At 68.5% G+C, this 17,826-nt stretch carries 14 protein-coding genes; 13 read left to right on the top strand and 1 reads right to left on the bottom strand.

Annotated elements, in window-relative coordinates:
- Window positions 1-17 precede the first annotated feature (17 nt).
- From HDA45_RS28590 to HDA45_RS28635, 10 genes are all read left to right on the top strand, one after another.
- On the top strand, window positions 18-1,223 hold the full coding sequence (locus HDA45_RS28590) for a glycosyltransferase (protein ID WP_184900464.1): 1,206 nt from the start codon (window positions 18-20) through the stop codon (window positions 1,221-1,223).
- A 21-nt stretch (window positions 1,224-1,244) separates the two neighbouring features.
- A complete protein-coding gene (locus HDA45_RS28595; protein ID WP_184900466.1) occupies window positions 1,245-2,396 on the top strand; it encodes a glycosyltransferase in 1,152 nt (383 codons plus the stop codon).
- Window positions 2,397-2,419: 23 nt separating this feature from the next.
- On the top strand, window positions 2,420-3,625 hold the full coding sequence (locus tag HDA45_RS28600) for a glycosyltransferase (protein WP_184900468.1): 1,206 nt from the start codon (window positions 2,420-2,422) through the stop codon (window positions 3,623-3,625).
- A 34-nt stretch (window positions 3,626-3,659) separates the two neighbouring features.
- A complete protein-coding gene (locus HDA45_RS28605) occupies window positions 3,660-4,895 on the top strand; it encodes a glycosyltransferase (protein WP_184900470.1) in 1,236 nt (411 codons plus the stop codon).
- A 2-nt stretch (window positions 4,896-4,897) separates the two neighbouring features.
- Window positions 4,898-5,647, top strand: coding sequence for an FkbM family methyltransferase (locus HDA45_RS28610; RefSeq protein ID WP_184900472.1), 750 nt, complete (start codon window positions 4,898-4,900; stop codon window positions 5,645-5,647).
- A gap of 323 nt (window positions 5,648-5,970) precedes the next feature.
- Window positions 5,971-6,750 (top strand): class I SAM-dependent methyltransferase, encoded by a 780-nt coding sequence (locus HDA45_RS28615; protein ID WP_221472573.1) that lies wholly within the window; start codon window positions 5,971-5,973, stop codon window positions 6,748-6,750.
- A 26-nt stretch (window positions 6,751-6,776) separates the two neighbouring features.
- The gene (locus HDA45_RS28620; protein WP_184900476.1) at window positions 6,777-7,934 is read left to right on the top strand and encodes a glycosyltransferase; all 1,158 of its coding nucleotides are present in this window, start codon (window positions 6,777-6,779) and stop codon (window positions 7,932-7,934) included.
- Between the two features lie 47 nt (window positions 7,935-7,981).
- A complete protein-coding gene (locus HDA45_RS28625) occupies window positions 7,982-9,247 on the top strand; it encodes a class I SAM-dependent methyltransferase (protein ID WP_246480820.1) in 1,266 nt (421 codons plus the stop codon).
- 107 nt (window positions 9,248-9,354) lie between these two features.
- Window positions 9,355-10,179, top strand: a complete 825-nt coding sequence (locus HDA45_RS28630) for a PIG-L deacetylase family protein (protein ID WP_184900478.1) — start codon at window positions 9,355-9,357, stop codon at window positions 10,177-10,179.
- 47 nt (window positions 10,180-10,226) lie between these two features.
- Window positions 10,227-12,089 (top strand): ArnT family glycosyltransferase, encoded by a 1,863-nt coding sequence (locus tag HDA45_RS28635; protein WP_343072176.1) that lies wholly within the window; start codon window positions 10,227-10,229, stop codon window positions 12,087-12,089.
- 414 nt (window positions 12,090-12,503) lie between these two features.
- Here the strand turns inward: HDA45_RS28635 and HDA45_RS28640 are convergent, their stop codons facing one another.
- On the bottom strand, window positions 12,504-13,787 hold the full coding sequence (locus tag HDA45_RS28640; RefSeq protein ID WP_184900480.1) for an aminotransferase-like domain-containing protein: 1,284 nt from the start codon (window positions 13,785-13,787) through the stop codon (window positions 12,504-12,506).
- Between the two features lie 247 nt (window positions 13,788-14,034).
- Here HDA45_RS28640 and HDA45_RS28645 point away from each other — a divergent pair, with 247 nt between their 5' ends.
- Genes HDA45_RS28645 through HDA45_RS28655 form a run of 3 tightly spaced genes read left to right on the top strand, consistent with a single transcriptional unit; the run spans window position 14,035 to window position 17,804 of the window.
- Window positions 14,035-14,865: an alpha/beta fold hydrolase gene (locus HDA45_RS28645; RefSeq protein WP_184900482.1), complete on the top strand. Its 831-nt coding sequence runs from the start codon at window positions 14,035-14,037 to the stop codon at window positions 14,863-14,865.
- On the top strand, window positions 14,862-16,598 hold the full coding sequence (locus HDA45_RS28650) for an amino acid adenylation domain-containing protein (protein WP_184900484.1): 1,737 nt from the start codon (window positions 14,862-14,864) through the stop codon (window positions 16,596-16,598). The genes HDA45_RS28645 and HDA45_RS28650 overlap by 4 nt, the downstream gene beginning before the upstream one ends.
- 15 nt (window positions 16,599-16,613) lie before the next feature.
- Complete coding sequence (locus HDA45_RS28655; RefSeq protein ID WP_184900486.1) at window positions 16,614-17,804, top strand: cytochrome P450; 1,191 nt, start codon at window positions 16,614-16,616, stop codon at window positions 17,802-17,804.
- Window positions 17,805-17,826: the final 22 nt, after the last annotated feature.

Here is a 17,826-nt window from a genome sequence, read left to right on the forward strand (position 1 = left end):
TTCGAGGGAAGTACGTAATGCGTGTGTTGTTGTCGATGTTCGGGACACGCGGAGATCTCGAGCCGGTACTGGCCATGGCGGTGCGGTTGCGGGAACGCGGCGTCGACGTGCGGGTGTGCGGGCCGGCGAACTTCGTGGACCGGCTGGCCGAATTCGGGGTGCCGATGGTGCCCGTCGGTCCGCCGGTGCGCGCGGGAGCGGGGCCGGGGCCCGGATTCGCGGACGAGTTGATCGCCGCGCAGTTCGACCAGGTCCCGGCCGTCGCCGAGGGCTGTGACGCGGTGGTGGCGACCGGGATGGTGGCCGTCGCGTCCGCCGTCCGGTCGGTGGCGGAGAAGCTGGGGATTCCCTACTTCTACGCCGCCTGCCATCCGATCGACGTGCGGTCGCCGCACGACCCTCAGCTGCGGCCCGATCGCGAAGGCGAGTCGTTCGCCTTGGACACCACCGATCAGCATTCGCTGCGGGACATGCGCGACGAGGGTCTGTTCCAGCGCTTCGGTGAACCGGTCAACAGCCGTCGCGCCGTGCTCGGCCTCCCGCCGGTGGACAGCATCATCGACCACGCCTACACCGAGCGCCCGTGGCTGGCCGCGGATCCGGTCCTGGTCCCCCTGCGTCCGGGCCAGGAAGCCGTGCAGACAGGGTCCTGGTACCTGGTCGACGAACGGCCTCTTCCCGCGGAGCTGGAGGAGTTCCTGGCGGCGGGCGAACCGCCCGTGTACGTGGGTTTCGGCAGTTTGGACGCCCCCGATGACGCCGCGCGGGTGGCGATCGAGGCTGTCCGTGCCCAGGGACGCCGGGTGATCCTTTCGCGTGGCTGGGCCGAACTGGCCCGGATCGACGACCAGAGCGACTGTCTCGTGATCGACGAGGTGAACGTCCAGGTGCTGTTCGGCCGGGTGGCCGCCGTCGTCCACCACGGCGGTTCGGGGACGGCGCACGTGGCCACGCGGGCGGGTGTCCCGCAGGTCATCATCTTCCAGGGCATGGATCAGCCGTACTTCGCCGCCCGGGTGGCGAGTTTGGGCATCGGCGTGGCACATGACGGTCCGACCCCGACCGTCGAATCGCTGTCGGCCGCGCTCGTCACGGCCTTGGCCCCGGAAACGAGTGCGCGTGCCGAGGCCGTGGCCGAGATCGCCCGCACGGACGGGGCCGCGGCTGCCGCGGAACTGCTGCTCGACGCGGTCAGCCGGGAAAAGCCCGCTGTTTCGGTGTGAACCTCGATCAAGGGATGCGAAATGCGCGTTTTGTTGTGGGCGCGAGGATCACGCGGCGATGTCGAACCGCTGGTGGCCTTGGCGGCGAAGCTGCGGGAGAGCGGCGCGGAGGTGCGGATGTGCGCGCCTCCGGACAGCGCGGCGCGGCTGGCCGAGATCGGCGTGCCGCTGGTACCGGTCGAACGGTGGAAGGGCGCCTCGGCCTCACACGGGACGCCCGACGCCGAGGCCGGGACGAACGCCGAGCGGCTCGAGCAGATCCTCAAGGTCGCCGAGGGCTGTGACGTGGTGGTGGCGGTCGGCCTGCTCTCCGGCGCCGTCGCCGCGCGGTCGGTGGCCGAGAGACTGGGCATCCCGTACTTCAACGTCGTGCTCTGCCCGATCCACCTGCCGACGGCGCTCGATCCGGCACAGCGGGCCGACTACAACCAGGGCACCGACAACCTGATCGGGGGCGCGCTCAACAGCCAGCGGGTCGCGCTCGGCCTGGCGCCCGTGAAGAACCTCTTCGACTACGCCGCCACCGATCAGCCCTGGCTGGCCGCGGACCCGACCCTCGCCCCCTTGCGGCCGGGGCAGGACGCCGTGCGGGCCGGGGCGTGGATCCTGCCCGACGAACGGCCGCTTTCCCCGGAACTGGACGCGTTTCTGGCAGCGGGCGAGCCGCCGGTGTATGTGGGTTTCGGCAGCTCGCCGGAAACCGCCGACGTCGCGAGGTCGGCCATCATGGCGGTTCGCGCCCAGGGGCATCGGGTGATTCTTTCCCGTGGGTGGGCCGATCTGGCCCTGCCCGACGACGGGGCCGACTGCTTCGCCATCGGTGAGGCCAATTTCCAGGTGCTGTTCGGCCGGGTGGCCGCCGTCGTCCACCACGAAGGCACGGGCACGACGCACGTGGCCGCGCGGGCGGGCGTCCCCCAGGTCGTGGTCCGGCACATCGTGGGGCAGGTGTACTACTCCGAGCGGATCGCCGAACTGGGCATCGGGGTGGCGATCGACGGTCCGAACCCGACCGTTGAGTCCTTGTCGGCCGCGCTCGCCACCGCGCTGTCCCCGGAAACCCGGGCTCGGGCGGCCACCGTGGCCGGCACGATCCGCACCGACGGCCCGGCGGTGGCCGTCGAACTGCTGCGTGAAGCGGTCAGCCGGGAAAAGCCCGCTGTTTCGGTGTGAACCCAGGAACGGGGAAAGACGTAATGCGTGTGTTGTTGTCGACGTCCGGCAGCCGCGGGGATGTCGAACCGCTGGTGGCCTTGGCGGTGCGGTTGCGGGAACTGGGTGCGGAGGTGCGGATGTGCGCGCCGCCGGACGCGGGGGAGCGGCTGGCCGAGTTCGGGGTGCCGCTGGTACCGGTCGGCGAGTCGACACGCGCGATGACGCACGAGAAGAAGCCGCCGTCGCCCAAGGACGGCCCCCGGCTTTCGGCCGACGCGATCGCCACGCAGTTCGCGCAGGTCCCCGCAGGTGCCGAGGGATGCGACGCGGTGGTGGCGACCGGGATGCTCGCCGCCGCTGTCGCCGTCCGGTCGGTGGCCGAGAAGCTGGACATCCCGTACTTCTACGCCTTCCACTGCCCGATCTATCTGCCGTCGCCGTACTACGCGCCGCCGCCCCCGCTGGGCGAGCCGCCCGCCCCGGAGGGGACCGACATCCGGGCGCTGTGGGCCCGGAACAGCCAGAGTGCCCAGCGCCGGTTCGGGGATCCGCTCAACAGTGAGCGGGCCGCGATCGGGCTGCCGCCGGTGGACGACATCTTCGGCTACGGCTACACCGATCACCCCTTGCTCGCGGCGGATCCGATCCTGGCGCCGTTGCAGCCGACGGATCTCGACGCCGTGCAGACCGGGGCTTGGGTCCTGCCCGACGAACGGCCGCTTTCCGCCGAGCTGGAAGCGTTCCTGGCGGCGGGCGAGCCGCCGGTGTACGTGGGTTTCGGCAGTATGCGCGCCCCGGAGGACGCCGCGAAGGTGGCCGTCGAGGCTGTCCGCGCCCAGGGACGCCGGATGATCCTTTCCCGTGGCTGGGCCGACCTGGCGCTGATCGACGATCAGGCCGACTGCTTCGCCGTCGGCGAGGTGAACCACCAGGTACTGTTCGGCCGGGTGGCCGCCGTCGTCCATCACGGCGGGGTGGGGACGACGACAGCGGCCGCGCGGGCCGGTGCCCCTCAGATCGTGGTGCCGCAGATCGCGGACCAGCCGTACTTCGCCAGGCGGGTGGCCGAACTGGGCGTCGGGGTGGCCCACGAAGGCCGGACACCGAGCGTCGAGTCGTTGTCGGCGGCGCTCGTCACGGCTCTGTCACCGGAAACCCGTGCGCGGGCGAAGGCAGTGGCGGACACGATCCACGCCGACGGGGCGACAGTCGCCGCGAAACTGTTGCTCGACGCCGTCTCCGTATGAACCCGCCAGGTACTACAGAACGAGGAACCACGTAATGCGTGTCTTGTTGTCGACGAGCGGACTGCGCGGAGACGTCGAACCGATGGTGGCGCTGGCGACGCGGTTGCGGGCACTGGACGCGGAAGTGCGGATGTGCGCGCCGCCGGACGCCGCGGAGCGGTTCGCCGAACTCGACGTGCGGGTGTTCCCGGTCGGCCAGTCGTTGCGCGCGATGATGCGCGCGATCACGGGATCGTCGCGGGGCGACGGGCTCCGGCTCCCGGCCGAGGAGATCGACGAGCAGTTCGACCAGGTCCCGGCGGCCGCCGAGGGTTGTGACGTGGTGGTGGCGACCGGCGTGCTGTCCGCCGCGATCGGGGTGCGGTCGGTGGCCGAAAAGCTGGGCATCCCGTACTTCTACGCTGCCTACTGTCCGATTTACCTGCCGTCACCGCATTTCCCGCCGCCGCTGGGCCGTGGTGACGGCGAGCCGCCCGCGGACCTCGACTTGGACGACAACCAGGCGCTTTGGGGTTTCTACAACCAGGTCTACTCGCAGCGGTACGGCGGACCGCTCAACACCAGGCGGGCCGAGATCGGGCTGCCGCCGGTCGAGAAGCTCATCGACTACGGGTGCACCGATCAGCCGTGGCTGGCGGCGGACCCGCTCCTGGCGCCGCTGCGGCCGGGCCAGGACGTCGTGCAGACCGGGGCTTGGATCCTGCCCGACGAACGGCCGCTTTCCCCTGAACTGGAAGCGTTTCTGGCCGTCGGCCCGCCCCCGGTGTACGTCGGCTTCGGCAGTACGTCCGATACCGACCACACCGCGAAGCTGGCCGTCGAGGCGATTCGTGCCCAAGGCCACCGGGTGGTCCTCTCTCGCGGGTGGGCGGAGCTGGCCCTGCCCGATGACGGGGCGGATTGCTTCGCCGTCGGTGAGACCAACTTCCAGGCGCTGTTCGGCCGCGTGGCCGCCGTCGTCCACCATGGTGGCGGGGGAACGTCGCACGTGGCCGCGCGCGCGGGCGTCCCCCAGGTCGCGATCCCGCAGATGACGGACCAGCCGTACTTCGCCGACCAGGTGGCCGAATTGGGCATCGGCGTCGCCTTCGAGGAATACGGTCCGCCCCCGACCTTCGAGTCCTTGTCCGCCGCGCTCACCACGGCGTTGTCCCCGGAGACCCGTGCGCGGGCGAAGGCGGTGGCCGGCTCGATCCGCACCGACGGGACGACGGTGGCCGCCGGACTGCTGCGCGACGCGGTAACCGCCTCAACGCGAGAAAGGTGCTGAACATGTCCGGAAACATCACGCACGCGAACGAGCCTGTCCTGGTCGAGGTGACGGAGGACTTCACCTGTTACGCCGGACCGGATCCGTCGGGCCAGCACGATGAGCTGATGTTCATCTTCAACGAGGTCTTCCACTTCGACACCTATGCCCAGAGTGTGGGGAACGTTCCCGAAGAAGGTGTCATCCTCGACATCGGTGCCAATGTCGGACTCTTTTCGATCTACGCGAAGAGGCAGAAGCCGAATGCGACCTTGATCGCCTTCGAACCGATTCCGGCATCGGTGTCGGCGCTGCGCCGGAACATCGAACTGCACGGAATGACCGGCGTGACCGTTTACCCGCTGGCTTTGGGCGAGGTGGACCGGAAGGACGTCGCTTTCACCTACTACCCCGGTATGCCGGGCAATTCGACGAGGCATCCGGAGACGAAGAACGAACACTTCGCTGCCCAAGCCGTCGAGGTCCGGGTCGAGGTGGCGACCGTTTCCTCGGTGCTGGCAAGACATCCGGAGCTGGAGCGCGTCGACCTGGTCAAAATCGACGTGGAAGGTTCGGAGCTCGAGGTCCTCGCGGGACTGTCCGAGGGCGACTGGGCGAAAATCCAGTCGTGGGTGATCGAGATCAGCGACGCCGATGGTCAGCTCGGCGTGCTCCGGAAAACACTGGAGAGCCACGGCTACACGGTGGAAGCCGAACTCGACGACAAGATCATGGTGGAGCCGATGTATTTGGTGCACGCGTCGCGGAGCTGAAGCCACCTCGGGATGGGGTGACGGGGTCCTTCGTCGCGTGGCATGGGGTGAAAGCGTCCTTCGTCGCGTGGCATGCGGGGAAGGTTCCCCTCGGGGGCGCTGGCTCCGCGGACGTTGTGAAAGCCACTTTCGCAACCTTCAACGTTGTGAAAGCCACTTTCGCAACACCCCCGTCCCAGACGGATCCGCTCTGCGAGGGCGAAAGCGTCTTTCACCCCGTATCACGCAGTGAAAGTCCCCTTCGGCAAAAGTGGACATCAGGCAAATTGACTAGAGTGGGGAATATGTCCAAGCTAGCACCTGAACCGCACAAAAACCGGCAGATGGCGGAGTGGTTCGGTCTCGACGCGGCGCGTTACGACCGTGCCCGGCCCGGCTATCCCGGCGCGCTGGTCGACAGGATCATCGGGTTGAGTCCCGGTAAGAACTTCGTCGACGTCGGCTGCGGCACCGGCCTGTCTTCCCGCCCGTTCCAGGCGGCGGGCTGCACGGTGCTCGGCGTCGAACCGGACGGGCGGATGGCGGACGTCGCCCGCGGGCGGGGCCTCGAGGTCGAGGTGGCCAAATTCGAGGACTGGGATCCGGCGGGCCGCACCTTCGACGCGGTGGTCTCGGGTACGGCCTGGCACTGGGTGGACCCGCTCGCGGGGGCGCGCAAGGTGGCGGGCGTGCTGGCCCCGAACGGCCTGCTCGCGTTGTTCGACAACGGTTTCGAGCTCCCGGAAGCGGTCATGAAGGCTCAGGGCGAGGCGTATCGCCACGCCATGCCCGGCGTCACGTTCCAAGAACCGTCCAAAGAGGACAGGGAAGGCAACGTGGAGGAGTACGCCAAGCAGATCTACGCCAAGCAGTACGTGAAGGCCGCCGAAGGCATCCAGCAGACCGGTGCGTTCACCGAGCCACGAGAACTGCGCTTCGAATGGGAACGCGTCTACACCCGCGACGAATGGCTGGATCTGGTCCCCACCCAGGGCGGTATGAACCACCTCGACGAGGACGCGCGTGCCCGGTTCCTCTCGCACCTCGGCTCGGCGATCGACGAACTCGGCGGCACCTTCACCATCCACTACGCCACCGAAGGCATCACCGCGACAAGGCGGTGAAGGCCATCGGGAAAAGGGGATCCGTCATGCGGGTGTTGTTCTGGGCGTACGGTCCACGCGGCGACGTCGAACCGTTGGTGGCGTTGGCGGTGCGGATGCGGGAACTCGGCGCGGAGGTGCGGATGTGCGCGCCTCCCGACTACGTGGAGCGGCTGGCCGAGGTCGGCGTGCCGCACGTGGTCGTCGGTGAATCGGTGCTCGAAGGGGCCCGCGGCGGACTGGGCGGGCCGCCCGACCCCGCGCAGGCGGCCGAGGGGATCGCCGAGCAGTTCGCCAAGGTGCCCGCCGCGGCCGAGGGGTGTGACGCGGTGGTCGCGAGTGGTCTGCTGACCGGCGCGATCGCCGTGCGGTCGGTGGCCGAGAAGCTCGGTATCCCGTACTTCTTCGCGGTCGCTTCCCCGGTTCTCCAGCCGTCGCCGGAACAGCGGGCCATGTACAACCAGGGTATCGACAAGATGTTCGGCGGCGCGCTCAACGATCAGCGGGCGGCGATCGGCCTGCCGCCGGCGCGGAACCTCTTCGACTTCGGCTGCACCGAACGTCCCCTGCTGGCGGCGGACGAGGTGCTGACCCCGCCCCGGCCGGAGCTCGACGGCGTGCGGACCGGAGCGTGGATGGTGTCCGACGACCGTCCTCTTCCCGAGGAGCTCGAAGCGTTCCTGGCGGCGGGTGAGCCACCGGTGTACGTGGGTTTCGGTAGCTCGCCCGCACCCGATGACGCCGCCAGGGTGGCCGTCGAGGCGATCCGCGCCCAGGGCCGCCGGGTGCTCCTTTCCCCTGGTTGGGCCGATTTGACCCTGCCCGACGACGGCGCCGACTGTTTCGCCGTCGGCGAGGTGAACCTGCAGGCGTTGTTCGGCCGGGTGGCCGCCGCCGTCCATCACGGCGGTGTCGGGACGACGCACGTCGCCACGCGGGCCGGAGTTCCCCAGGTCGTGGTCCCTCAGATCGCGGACCATCCGCATCACGCGGGCAAAGTCGCCGAGCTGGGTGTCGGGGTGGCGCACGACGGCCCGAACCCGACCGTTCAGTCCCTTTCGGCCGCGCTCGTCAGGGCTTTGGCTCCGGAAACCCGGGCGCGGGCGGCCGCGGTGGCGGGCACGATCCGCACCGACGGGGCGACGGTGGCCGCGGAACTGCTGCTCGAAACGGTCAGCCGGGAAAGGCCGTCTGTTTCTGTCTGAACCACCTTGGCTGGAAAAACGAGTAAGGAAACAGGAGAGAACCGTCCATGAGCGCCACCGGAAAGCAAATGATCGCCGACAGCTGCCGCATCTGCGGCAACAAGGAACTGTTGCCGGTACTGGATCTCGGCTCGCAAGCCGTCACGAGCGTGTTCCCGCGGACCCGCGGCCAGGTCGTCCCCGTCGTCCCGCTCGAACTGGTGAAGTGCTCGCAGGGTGGCTGTGGACTCGTTCAGCTCAAGCACACCACCGACTCCAGCCTGATGTACGGCCACGGCGGCTACGGCTACCGGTCCAGCATCCGGCCGTACATGATCAACCACCTGCACGGCATCGTCGGTCAGGTCACCGATCTGGTCGACCTCAAGCCCGGTGACCTCGTCGTCGACATCGGCAGCAACGACTCCACCCTGCTGCGCGGCTACCCGGCGGGCGGCCCGGAACTCGTGGGCTTCGACCCCAACGGCGAACAGTTCCGCGAGCTGTACCCGGAGAACGTCGCCCTCGTCGCGGACTACTTCACCGGCAAGGCCTTCATCGATCGCTACGGCGCCCGGCGCGCCAAGGTCGTCACCTCCATCGCCATGTTCTACGACCTGCCCCGGCCGGTCGAGTTCATGCAGGAGATCCACGACATCCTCGACGAGGACGGCGTCTGGATCTCGGAGCAGGCGTACCTGCCGTCCATGCTGGACATGGTCGCCTACGACGCGATCTGCCACGAACACCTCGAGTACTACGCGCTGCGGCAGTTCGAATGGATGGCCGAGAAGGTCGGCTTCACCGTCCTCAAGGCCGAGATGACCGAGGTGCACGGCGGCAGCATCCGGGTGACCATGGCGAAGAACAGCGGCCACCACCGGGTGGACGAAGCCGGTCTCGCGGCTTTCCGGCGCAGCGAAGAAAAAGTCGGCCTGCACACGATGGCCCCTTACGAGAAGTTCGCCGCCAGGACCAACGCGCACCGGGACGAACTGCGCGACTTCCTCGACGCCTCGAGGGCCGCGGGGAAGCTGACCCTGGGCTACGGCGCGTCGACCAAGGGCAACGTGATCCTCCAGTACTGCGGGCTGACCGAGAAGGACCTGCCCGCCATCGGCGAGGTCAACGCGGACAAGTCCGGCTGCTTCACCCCGGGAAGCGAGATTCCCATCGTGTCGGAGGAAGACGCCAAGGGGCAGAAGCCCGACCAGTTGCTCGTCCTCCCGTGGGGTTACCGCGACAGCTTCATCGAGCGCGAGCACGAGTACCTCGCGAACGGCGGAACCCTGGTGTTTCCCCTTCCCCAGCTCGAAATCAAGTCGTCCTCCTGACGAGTTTCCCGCTGTGAGAGCAGGCATGGCCCTTGCCATGCCTGCTTCTCTGTTTGTCCAGGCTTCGCCTGTTGTAGCGCGGCAACGCCGTCACCAGACTTACCCTCATGTTCGAAGACCCTGAGACGGCCCGGGTGCTGGCGATATCCCCCCATCTGAACGACGCGGTCCTGTCCGTCGGGGCCGGCTTGGCGCAGGCGGCGCTCGACGGGGCGAAAGTGATCGTCCATACGGTGTTCGCCGGGAGCGCGCCGCCTCCGTATTCCGCGGCGGCGGAACGCATGCACGCGGTGTGGGGGCTCTCGCCGCACGAGGACGCCACGCTTCGCCGCCGTGAAGAGGACATCGCCGCTCTCGATCACCTGGGGGTGACGTATCGGCACGGCCGGTTCCTCGACTCCATCTACCGCAAGCGGCCGGACGGTCAATGGCTGGCGTCGCCGGTGGCAGGCGGAGCGAAACTGGCTGTCCAGGAACGTTCGTCGGACAGTGACGGTGAACTCGTCGCCGAGATCAAAGAAGACCTCGAGTCGGTCATCGAAGAATTCGGCCCCACGCTGATCGTGACCTGCGCGGCCATTCTCGATCACCCCGACAATCAGGTCGCCCGCGACGCCGCGTTGTTCGCCGCGCACGAGAAGAACATTCCGACCCGGCTGTGGGAAGACCTTCCTTACGCGGTGACCAGGCCCGGCCCGGTCGAACTCCCGCCGGGCTTCCACCGCGGTCCCGCTGTTTTCAGCCCCGCCACCGACGGGACGCGGACACGGAAATTCCAGGCCGTGGAGTGTTACTCTTCCCAGCTGGGAATGCTCAACGGGCGCGCCAAGAACATGTTCGAGCGGCTGACCGAGCACGCACGCAACAATTCCCCGGACGGCGGCTACGGCGAAACGACTTGGCCGGTTGTCCGCGACGAAGTGAACAGCTAAACCTGACCTCCCCTCATCGACGCCGTATCACGCCCGGAGGTACCGGAGTGTCCGCAATACTCACTCATCTGCCGTCGCCACCCCAGGACTCGCCTCCTCCCGAAAGCGGGCGAAACCGTTGGGCCGTCTGGCGTTCGCCCGCCGGTCAGCCGCCGTGGGCCCGGCCCGCGCTGCTGGGCATCGCGTTCGTCGCGGTGGTCCTCTACGCCTGGAACCTGCCCCGGGTGGACTACGCGCCCCTGTATTCGGACGCCGTCAAGAGCATGTCCGGGAGCTGGAAGGCGTTCCTGTTCGGCGCCGTCGACCCGCAGGCGACGGCGACGCTCGACAAGCTCGCCGGTTCATTCGTGCCGCAGGTCGTCTCGGCCAAGATCTTCGGCTACAGCGAATGGTCCCTCGCGCTGCCGCAGGTGATCGAGGGCGTGATCTCGGTACTGGTGATGTACCGGGTCGTGCGGCGCTGGGCGGGCGTCGTGCCCGGACTGCTCGCCGCGGGCATCTTCACCCTCACCCCGGTCGCCGCGTCCATGTTCGGGCACAGCATGCAGGACGGTCTGCTGACCATGTGCCTGGTGCTCGCCGTCGACGCGTATCAGCGTTCCGTCCTCGAGGGGCGGCTCCGATCGCTGGTGTGGGCGGGAGTCTGGATCGGGATCGGCTTCCAGGCGAAGATGATGCAGGCGTGGATGATCGTGCCCGCGCTGGCGATCGGCTACCTGCTCACCGCGCCGATCGAGACCCGCCGCCGGGTGAAGCATGTGGGGATCGCCGGAGTGGTGATGCTGGCGGTTTCGCTGTCGTGGATCGCGCTGTACACCTTCACCCCGGCCAACGCCCGTCCGTATGTCAGTGGCACCACCAACAACAGCGCCTTCGCGATGGTGTTCGGATACAACGGTCTCGCGCGGGTGGGCATCAACATCCCCGGCGCCGTGCCGGACGCCGGCCGGGCGGGCGGGGCACCGTCGCTCGGTCCGCCCGACCATCCGCTGAACCTGTCGGAAGCCGGTCCGGGTGACCTCGGCCAGGGGCCCGGCGACCGGGGCCCCGGAGACACCGGACCCGGCGACACGGGGCCGGGCGCCGGGCCGGGACCCGGGGACACCGGACCTGGAGACACGGGGCCTGGTCCTGGGGACACCGGGCCTGGTGACACGGGGCCGGGAGCGGGGCAGCCGGGGCCGGGACAGGGCCAGCCCGGACCTGGAGACGTGCTGGTGCTCCCCAACGGGGACGTGATCGTGGGACCGGGTGGCGGACCGCCTCCCCAGATGGACCAGTCGAAGGTCGAGAGCCGGACAGACCCCTTGGGGTGGAACAAGTTGCTCGACGGTCACCTCGGCGTCGCGATCTCCTGGCTGTTCCCGCTGGCCTTCCTGGCCCTGCTCTGCGGGCTCTGGTGGTCGCGCCGGTCCGAGCGCACCGATCCGGTGCGCGGCGGACTGGTGATGTGGGGCGTGTGGCTCGTGACCTTCACCGTCGTGTTCAGCCTGGGGGACGTCGCGCACACCGCGTACGTCGCCTCGTTCGCCCCCGCGATCGCCGCCCTTTCCGCCCTCGGGATCGTGACGTTCTGGCGGGCGTACCAGCGCGGCGGCCGGGCGGCCTGGATACTGCCGATCGCGATCGCTGCCCAGCTGGCTTGGAGTGCGTGGCTCTGGTCGCACTATCCCAACTTCCTACCGTGGGCGAGGTGGGGCACGCTCGCGCTGGGCGTGATCGCGCTCGTCGTGCTGGTTCTGGCGCGAGTGCGCAAGAGCTCGTCCACCGGGTTGGTGACGGCGGGGCTCGCCATCGGCGTCGCGGCCGTACTCGCCGCGCCCGCCACGTACGCCGTGTCCGTACTGGACTCGGACTACTCCGGCAGTTCCTTCGACGCCAACGCCGGACCGGCTTCGGGATCCGCGTGACCGATCCGCGCCACCCTGGTGTCGCGAAAGCCACTTTCAGGACATCAGACGTCCCGAAAGTGGCTTTCGCGACACCCGAAGCCGGCACGCAAGCAGTGACCCGCCAAGTTCGCCTTGCTCCTCTCACCGCTCACGAGACACCCACGACGCCGACTGTGTGGATTTTGGGACGTTAGATGACCAGAAATCCACACAGTCCCGCGTGACCGGCCCGATCGCGACAGCCGGGACGCCGGAGACCTGAGACTGTGTGGAAATAGGGACGCTCACTGTCTCTATTTCCACACAACCCACGTCGGTCTCTTGAAAGAACGTCGTATTCGCCACGAACCCGAGGTTCCCCCAAGCGCGTGAAGGCCCCCTTCCCTCGGCTCAGCCGAGGGAAGGGGGCCTTCACGCGCTATCGCACAGACCTCAGAGGCGCGCGGTGATCAGGTCCGCCAGCCGCGAAACGCCCTCTTCGATCAGTTCCGGGGTGAGCAGGCTGATCGACAGCCGGAGCTGGTGGAATCCGCCCTTGCCGCCGTAGAAGTGATGCATCGGGGTGAACAGCACGCCGTGGTCGCGGGCCGAGCGTTCCAGCAGATCGTCGTCGACGACGAAAGGCACGGTGACGGTGACGAAGAAGCCGCCCGTCGGAGTGTTCCAGCTGACGCCCTCGCAAGACCCGAGCCTGCGGCTCAGTTCGCCCAGCGTCAGGTGGAGATTGCGCTGGTAGATGGAGATTTCCCGGGTGTTGGCCTTGGTCAGGCTGAAATCGTTGAGCAGCAGCTTCCCGGCGATCACCGCCTGCGCGATGGGGGAGGTGTTCACCGTGAGCATGCCCTTGAGCTTGGAAAGCTGGTCGGCGAACAGGCCGCCGCCCGCCATCCGCTGATCCGCCACCGCGTAGCCGACGCGGGCGCCGGGCATCCCGGTTTTGGCGAAGGAGCCGAGATAGACCACGGACCCCGACCGGTCGAGGGATTTCAGCGCGGGGAGCCGCTCGGAGCCGAACAGCCCGTACGCGTTGTCCTCCAGGAGCAGGATTCCGTGCGCCTCGGCGACGTCGAGAAGACGGTGGCGGGAGGGCAGGTCCATGCTGGTGCCGGTGGGGTTGGCGAAGTTGGGGGTCACGTAGCAGGCCCGGACCCGCTTGCCCTGTTCGTCGGCCCGTTTCAGCTGGAGCACGAGGTCGTCGGGGTCGATGCCGTTCTCGTTGGACCGCACCGGCCAGACGGGGGTGTCGGTGAGCAGCGCCGCGCCGGTCAGCCCGACATAGGTGGGGGCGGGGGCGAGCAGCACGTCCCGGTCACTCGCCCGCAGCGTGCGGAGGACCAGGAACATGGCCTCCTGGGCGCCGACGGTGACGACCACCGATTCGGGGGCGGCGTCGATGTTCTCGTCTTCGGCGAGATTCCGGGCGATGAGATCGGCGATGACGCCCTTGGTGGTGCCGTATTGGAAGAGAGTGCGGGTGACCCCGGCCTCGTCCAGTTTCCGATCGCGCCGCAAATGGTCGCAATAGGCGTCGATGTACTGGTGAATGAGGCTGATGTCGAAGAACTCTTCGTACGGCCGTCCTGCCGCCATGGAAATGGCCACAGGGTATTCGTCGATCAGCTCGTTGAGCAGATTCATCGACGAGATGGCCGGATCAGTGAGCGATCCGTGCAGCGTTTCCACGTTCAGCTGAGTGGACAGACCGTTTGAATCCATGAATACTAGGATTTCCATACGCCGTTGAGGTGTCAAGAAAAGGCGGTGGACGGCGCGATGATTTCCGTCGCGCTCCGGCTGTCCATCGCCGAATCCTCCGGACACTCGATCTCTGAAGGTACGGTCGAGTCCGTGCCGCCCATCCGGCGAGGACGGACCCGTTGAGGGGAAACACTTTCGCCAGGAATTCACCGGCGGCCTCACCATCGAATCGCGGCGCAGAAGCCGCACTCCCGACAGGAGCATCATGCTGATGACAACCGAGAACGGGATCCGGTTGTCCTACAACGATTGTGGTGACGGCCCGCCGGTGCTGCTGCTCACCGGCACCGGGGCGCCGAGTTCGGTGTGGGATCTGCACCAGATCCCCGTACTCCGCGCCGCCGGCTTCCGGGTGATCACCATGGACAATCGCGGGATCCCGCCGAGCGACGACGGCACGGACGGGTTCACCATCGAAGACCTCGTCGCGGACGTGGCCGCCCTGATCGACTACCTGGACGCGGTGCCGTGCCGCGTGATCGGCACGTCGATGGGTTCCTACATCGCGCAGGAGCTGGCACTCACGCATCCGGAACTGCTGGACTCGGTCCTGCTGATGGCCGCCTGCGGCAAGAGCAGTCTCGTCCAGCGGGTACTCGCGGAAGGCGAGGCGGAACTGATCGAGCGGGGTATCGAGCTGCCCCCGGATTTCCTCGCCGCCGTTCGCGCCATGCACAACCTGGGGCCCGCGACACTCGCCGACGACGACCTCGCGGGCGACTGGCTCGACCTGTTCGCCGCGGCGGGGGCCTGGGGGCCGGGTGTCCGCGCGCAGCTGTTGCTGAGCGCGTTGCCCGACCGCCTCGAGGCCTATCGCTCGATCAAGGTGCCCAGCCACGTCGTCTCGTTCGAGCACGATCTCGTGGCGCCGCCGGAAGCCGGGCGGGAGCTGGCCGCCGCGATCCCCGGCGCGACACACCGCACGATTCCCGGCTGCGGGCATTTCGGCTACCTGGAGAACCCGGAAGCGGTGAACCGCGAGCTCCTCCGGTTCCTGCGCACGGAATCCCGCGAGACACTGGGAGAGACCGCATGACCGTCCTTTCGGCGGCCACGACGCCGGCCCTGTTCGAGGCGACAGCAGCCGTGCTGCCGGACAGGCCGGCGGTGGCGATGGACACCACCACGCTCACCTACGCCGAGCTGAACGGCGAGGCCAACCGGCTCGCGCGGAAGCTCGTGGCACACGGGGTCGGCCCGGAACGGCTGGTCGCGCTGGCGATGCCGAGGTCGATCGAGTTCGTCATCGCGATCCTGGCCGTGCACAAGGCGGGCGCCGCGTACGTGCCCGTCGATCCGGACTATCCGGAGGAACGCAAGCGGCACATGCTGGACGACACGGCGGCGCACTGCCTGCTGTGCCTGCCGGGCCAGGACGTGGCCGGCGCGCCCGTCGTGCTGAGCGTGGAACGGGAGCCGGGCCTGTCCGAGCCGAACCTGGACGACCGGGAACGTCTCGGCCCGTTGCGTCCCGATCATCCCGCGTACGTCATCTACACCTCGGGCTCGACGGGGAAGCCGAAGGGCGTGCTGGTCACGCATCGCGGGATCCCGAACCTCGCCGACGATTACGTGCGCCGCCAGAACCTGGTGCCGGAGAGCAGGTTGCTGGCCTTCGCCTCGCCCAGCTTCGACGCCGCCGTCGCCGAGTTCTGGCCGATCTGGCAGGCCGGTGGCTGCCTGGTGCTGGCCTCCGCTCCGGATCTGGTCCCCGGTGAGCCGCTCGGCAAGCTGGTGCGAGACCAGGGCATCACCCACGTCACGCTGCCGCCGTCCGCGCTGGCGCCACTGGAGGAGTCCGGCGGCCTGCCCGCGGGGCTGACCCTCCTGGTCGCCGGCGAGGCGTGCCCGGCTCCGGTGGCGAAACGCTGGGCCATGGACCGCGTGATGATCAACGCCTACGGCCCGACGGAGGTCACCGTCGCGGTGACCGCGAGCGAGCCGCTGACCGGTGAGGACACCCCGCCGATCGGCAGGCCGATCACCGGTGTCCGCACCTACGTCCTGGACGAGCGGCTGCGGCCCGTCCCGGACGGGGATGTGGGCGAGCTGTACACGATGGGCCCCGGCCTCGCCCGCGGTTACCTCCGCAGGCCGGCCGCGACCGCGGAACGGTTCCTGCCGGATCCGTTCGGCACGCCGGGCGGCCGCATGTACCGCACCGGGGACAGGGTGCGAAAGCGTTCGGACGGCCAGTACGTCTTCGTCGGCCGCGCCGACGACCAGCTGAAGGTGCGCGGCCACCGGATCGAGCCGGGCGAGGTCGAGGCCGCCCTGCTCTCGGTGGACGGCGTGGCCCAGGCGGTGGTGACGGCGCACGACAACCGGCTGGTCGCCTACGTGGTCGGCACCGGCGGCGAGCGGGTGACGGCGGACGATCTCCTCCCGCCGTTGCGTGAGCGGATGCCTTCGTACCTGATACCCGATGTGGTCGTCAGCCTGCCGAGCCTGCCGGTCTCGCCGAACGGCAAGATCGACAGGGTCGCCCTGCCCACTCCTGAAGAGGAGCACGCCGGGCGCGCGGCGGCGGGGCGGGCACCGCTCACTCCCACGGAAATCATCCTCGCCGAGCTGTTCGCCGACGTGCTCGGCGTCAGCACTGTCGGCGTCGAGGACAGCTTCTTCGAGATCGGCGGCCATTCGCTGCTCGCGACCCGTTTGGTGAGCCGTATCCGCGAACGCCTGAAGATCCGGCTGAGAGTGCAGGCCTTCTTCGACGCGCCGACGGTGGCGCGACTCGCCAAGGTGCTCGACGGCGCACACACCTGACCTGGAGACACCTTCATGCAGACGACGAACGCCGTCGATCTCGGCAACCCCGATCTGTACACGACCTTGGACCGCCACGGCCGCTGGCGTGAGCTCGCCTCGGAAGACGCGATGGTGTGGAGCGAGCCGGGCAGTTCGCCCGGCGGTTTCTGGTCGGTGTTCTCGCATCAGGCGTGTGCCGCCGTCCTCGGCCCTTCCGCGCCGTTCACCTCCGAATACGGGATGATGATCGGCTTCGACCGCGACCATCCGGACAACTCGGGTGGCCAGATGATGGTGGTGTCCGAACAGGACCAGCACCGCAAATTGCGCAAGCTGGTCGGGCCGCTGCTGTCGAGGGCGGCCGCGCGGAAGCTTTCGGAGCGCGTGCGCACGGAAGTGCGCGGCGTGCTCGACAGAGTGCTCGACGGCGAGGTGTGCGACGTCGCCGCCGCGATCGGCCCGCGTATCCCCGCCGCCGTCGTCTGCGAAATCCTCGGCGTTCCCGTCGAGGACCAGGACATGCTCATCGACCTGACCAATCACGCTTTCGGCGGTGAGGACGAACTGTTCGACGGGATGACGCCGCGTCAGGCGCATACCGAAATCCTCGTCTACTTCGACGAACTGGTCGGCGCGCGCCGCGAAAGCCCCGGCGAAGATCTCGTCAGCACCCTGCTGTCCGACGACGAGCTCTCGATCGACGACGTGGTTCTCAACTGCGACAACGTGTTGATCGGCGGCAACGAGACCACCCGGCACGCGATCACCGGCGCGGTGCACGCGTTCGCCACCGTGCCCGGCCTGCTGGCGCGGGTACGGGACGGGAGCGCGGACGTCGACACCGTCGTGGACGAGGTGCTGCGCTGGACCTCGCCCGCGATGCACGTGCTCAGGGTGTCGACGAGTGAAGTCACGATCAACGGCCGCGACCTGCCACCCGGGACGCCGGTGGTCGCCTGGCTGCCCGCCGCGAACCGGGATCCGGCCGTGTTCGAAGACCCCGACACCTTCCTGCCGGACCGGAAACCCAATCGGCACATCGCCTTCGGCCACGGCATGCACCACTGTCTCGGATCCGCGCTCGCGCGGATCGAGCTGGCTGTCGTGCTGCGTGAGGTCGCCGAGCGGGTGTCGCGAGTGGAGCTGGTGAAGGAACCGTCCTGGTTGCGCGCGGTCGTCGTGCAGGGATATCGCGAGCTCCCGGTGCGGTTCGCGGGCCGCTGAGCCCGCGTCTGTCCTATGTGGA

This window comes from Amycolatopsis umgeniensis (genome assembly GCF_014205155.1).
In the GTDB taxonomy this organism is placed as follows: domain Bacteria; phylum Actinomycetota; class Actinomycetes; order Mycobacteriales; family Pseudonocardiaceae; genus Amycolatopsis; species Amycolatopsis umgeniensis.

Excerpts from the sequence above, each read along its gene's own strand:
- HDA45_RS28590 (WP_184900464.1), top strand. The coding sequence starts at position 18 with ATGCGTGTGTTGTTGTCGATGTTCGGGACACGCGGAGATCTCGAGCCG.
- HDA45_RS28595 (WP_184900466.1), top strand. The coding sequence starts at position 1,245 with ATGCGCGTTTTGTTGTGGGCGCGAGGATCACGCGGCGATGTCGAACCG.
- HDA45_RS28600 (WP_184900468.1), top strand. The coding sequence starts at position 2,420 with ATGCGTGTGTTGTTGTCGACGTCCGGCAGCCGCGGGGATGTCGAACCG.
- HDA45_RS28605 (WP_184900470.1), top strand. The coding sequence starts at position 3,660 with ATGCGTGTCTTGTTGTCGACGAGCGGACTGCGCGGAGACGTCGAACCG.
- HDA45_RS28610 (WP_184900472.1), top strand. The coding sequence starts at position 4,898 with ATGTCCGGAAACATCACGCACGCGAACGAGCCTGTCCTGGTCGAGGTG.
- HDA45_RS28615 (WP_221472573.1), top strand. The coding sequence starts at position 5,971 with ATGGCGGAGTGGTTCGGTCTCGACGCGGCGCGTTACGACCGTGCCCGG.
- HDA45_RS28620 (WP_184900476.1), top strand. The coding sequence starts at position 6,777 with ATGCGGGTGTTGTTCTGGGCGTACGGTCCACGCGGCGACGTCGAACCG.
- HDA45_RS28625 (WP_246480820.1), top strand. The coding sequence starts at position 7,982 with ATGAGCGCCACCGGAAAGCAAATGATCGCCGACAGCTGCCGCATCTGC.
- HDA45_RS28630 (WP_184900478.1), top strand. The coding sequence starts at position 9,355 with ATGTTCGAAGACCCTGAGACGGCCCGGGTGCTGGCGATATCCCCCCAT.
- HDA45_RS28640 (WP_184900480.1), bottom strand. The coding sequence starts at position 13,787 with ATGGATTCAAACGGTCTGTCCACTCAGCTGAACGTGGAAACGCTGCAC.
- HDA45_RS28645 (WP_184900482.1), top strand. The coding sequence starts at position 14,035 with ATGCTGATGACAACCGAGAACGGGATCCGGTTGTCCTACAACGATTGT.
- HDA45_RS28650 (WP_184900484.1), top strand. The coding sequence starts at position 14,862 with ATGACCGTCCTTTCGGCGGCCACGACGCCGGCCCTGTTCGAGGCGACA.
- HDA45_RS28655 (WP_184900486.1), top strand. The coding sequence starts at position 16,614 with ATGCAGACGACGAACGCCGTCGATCTCGGCAACCCCGATCTGTACACG.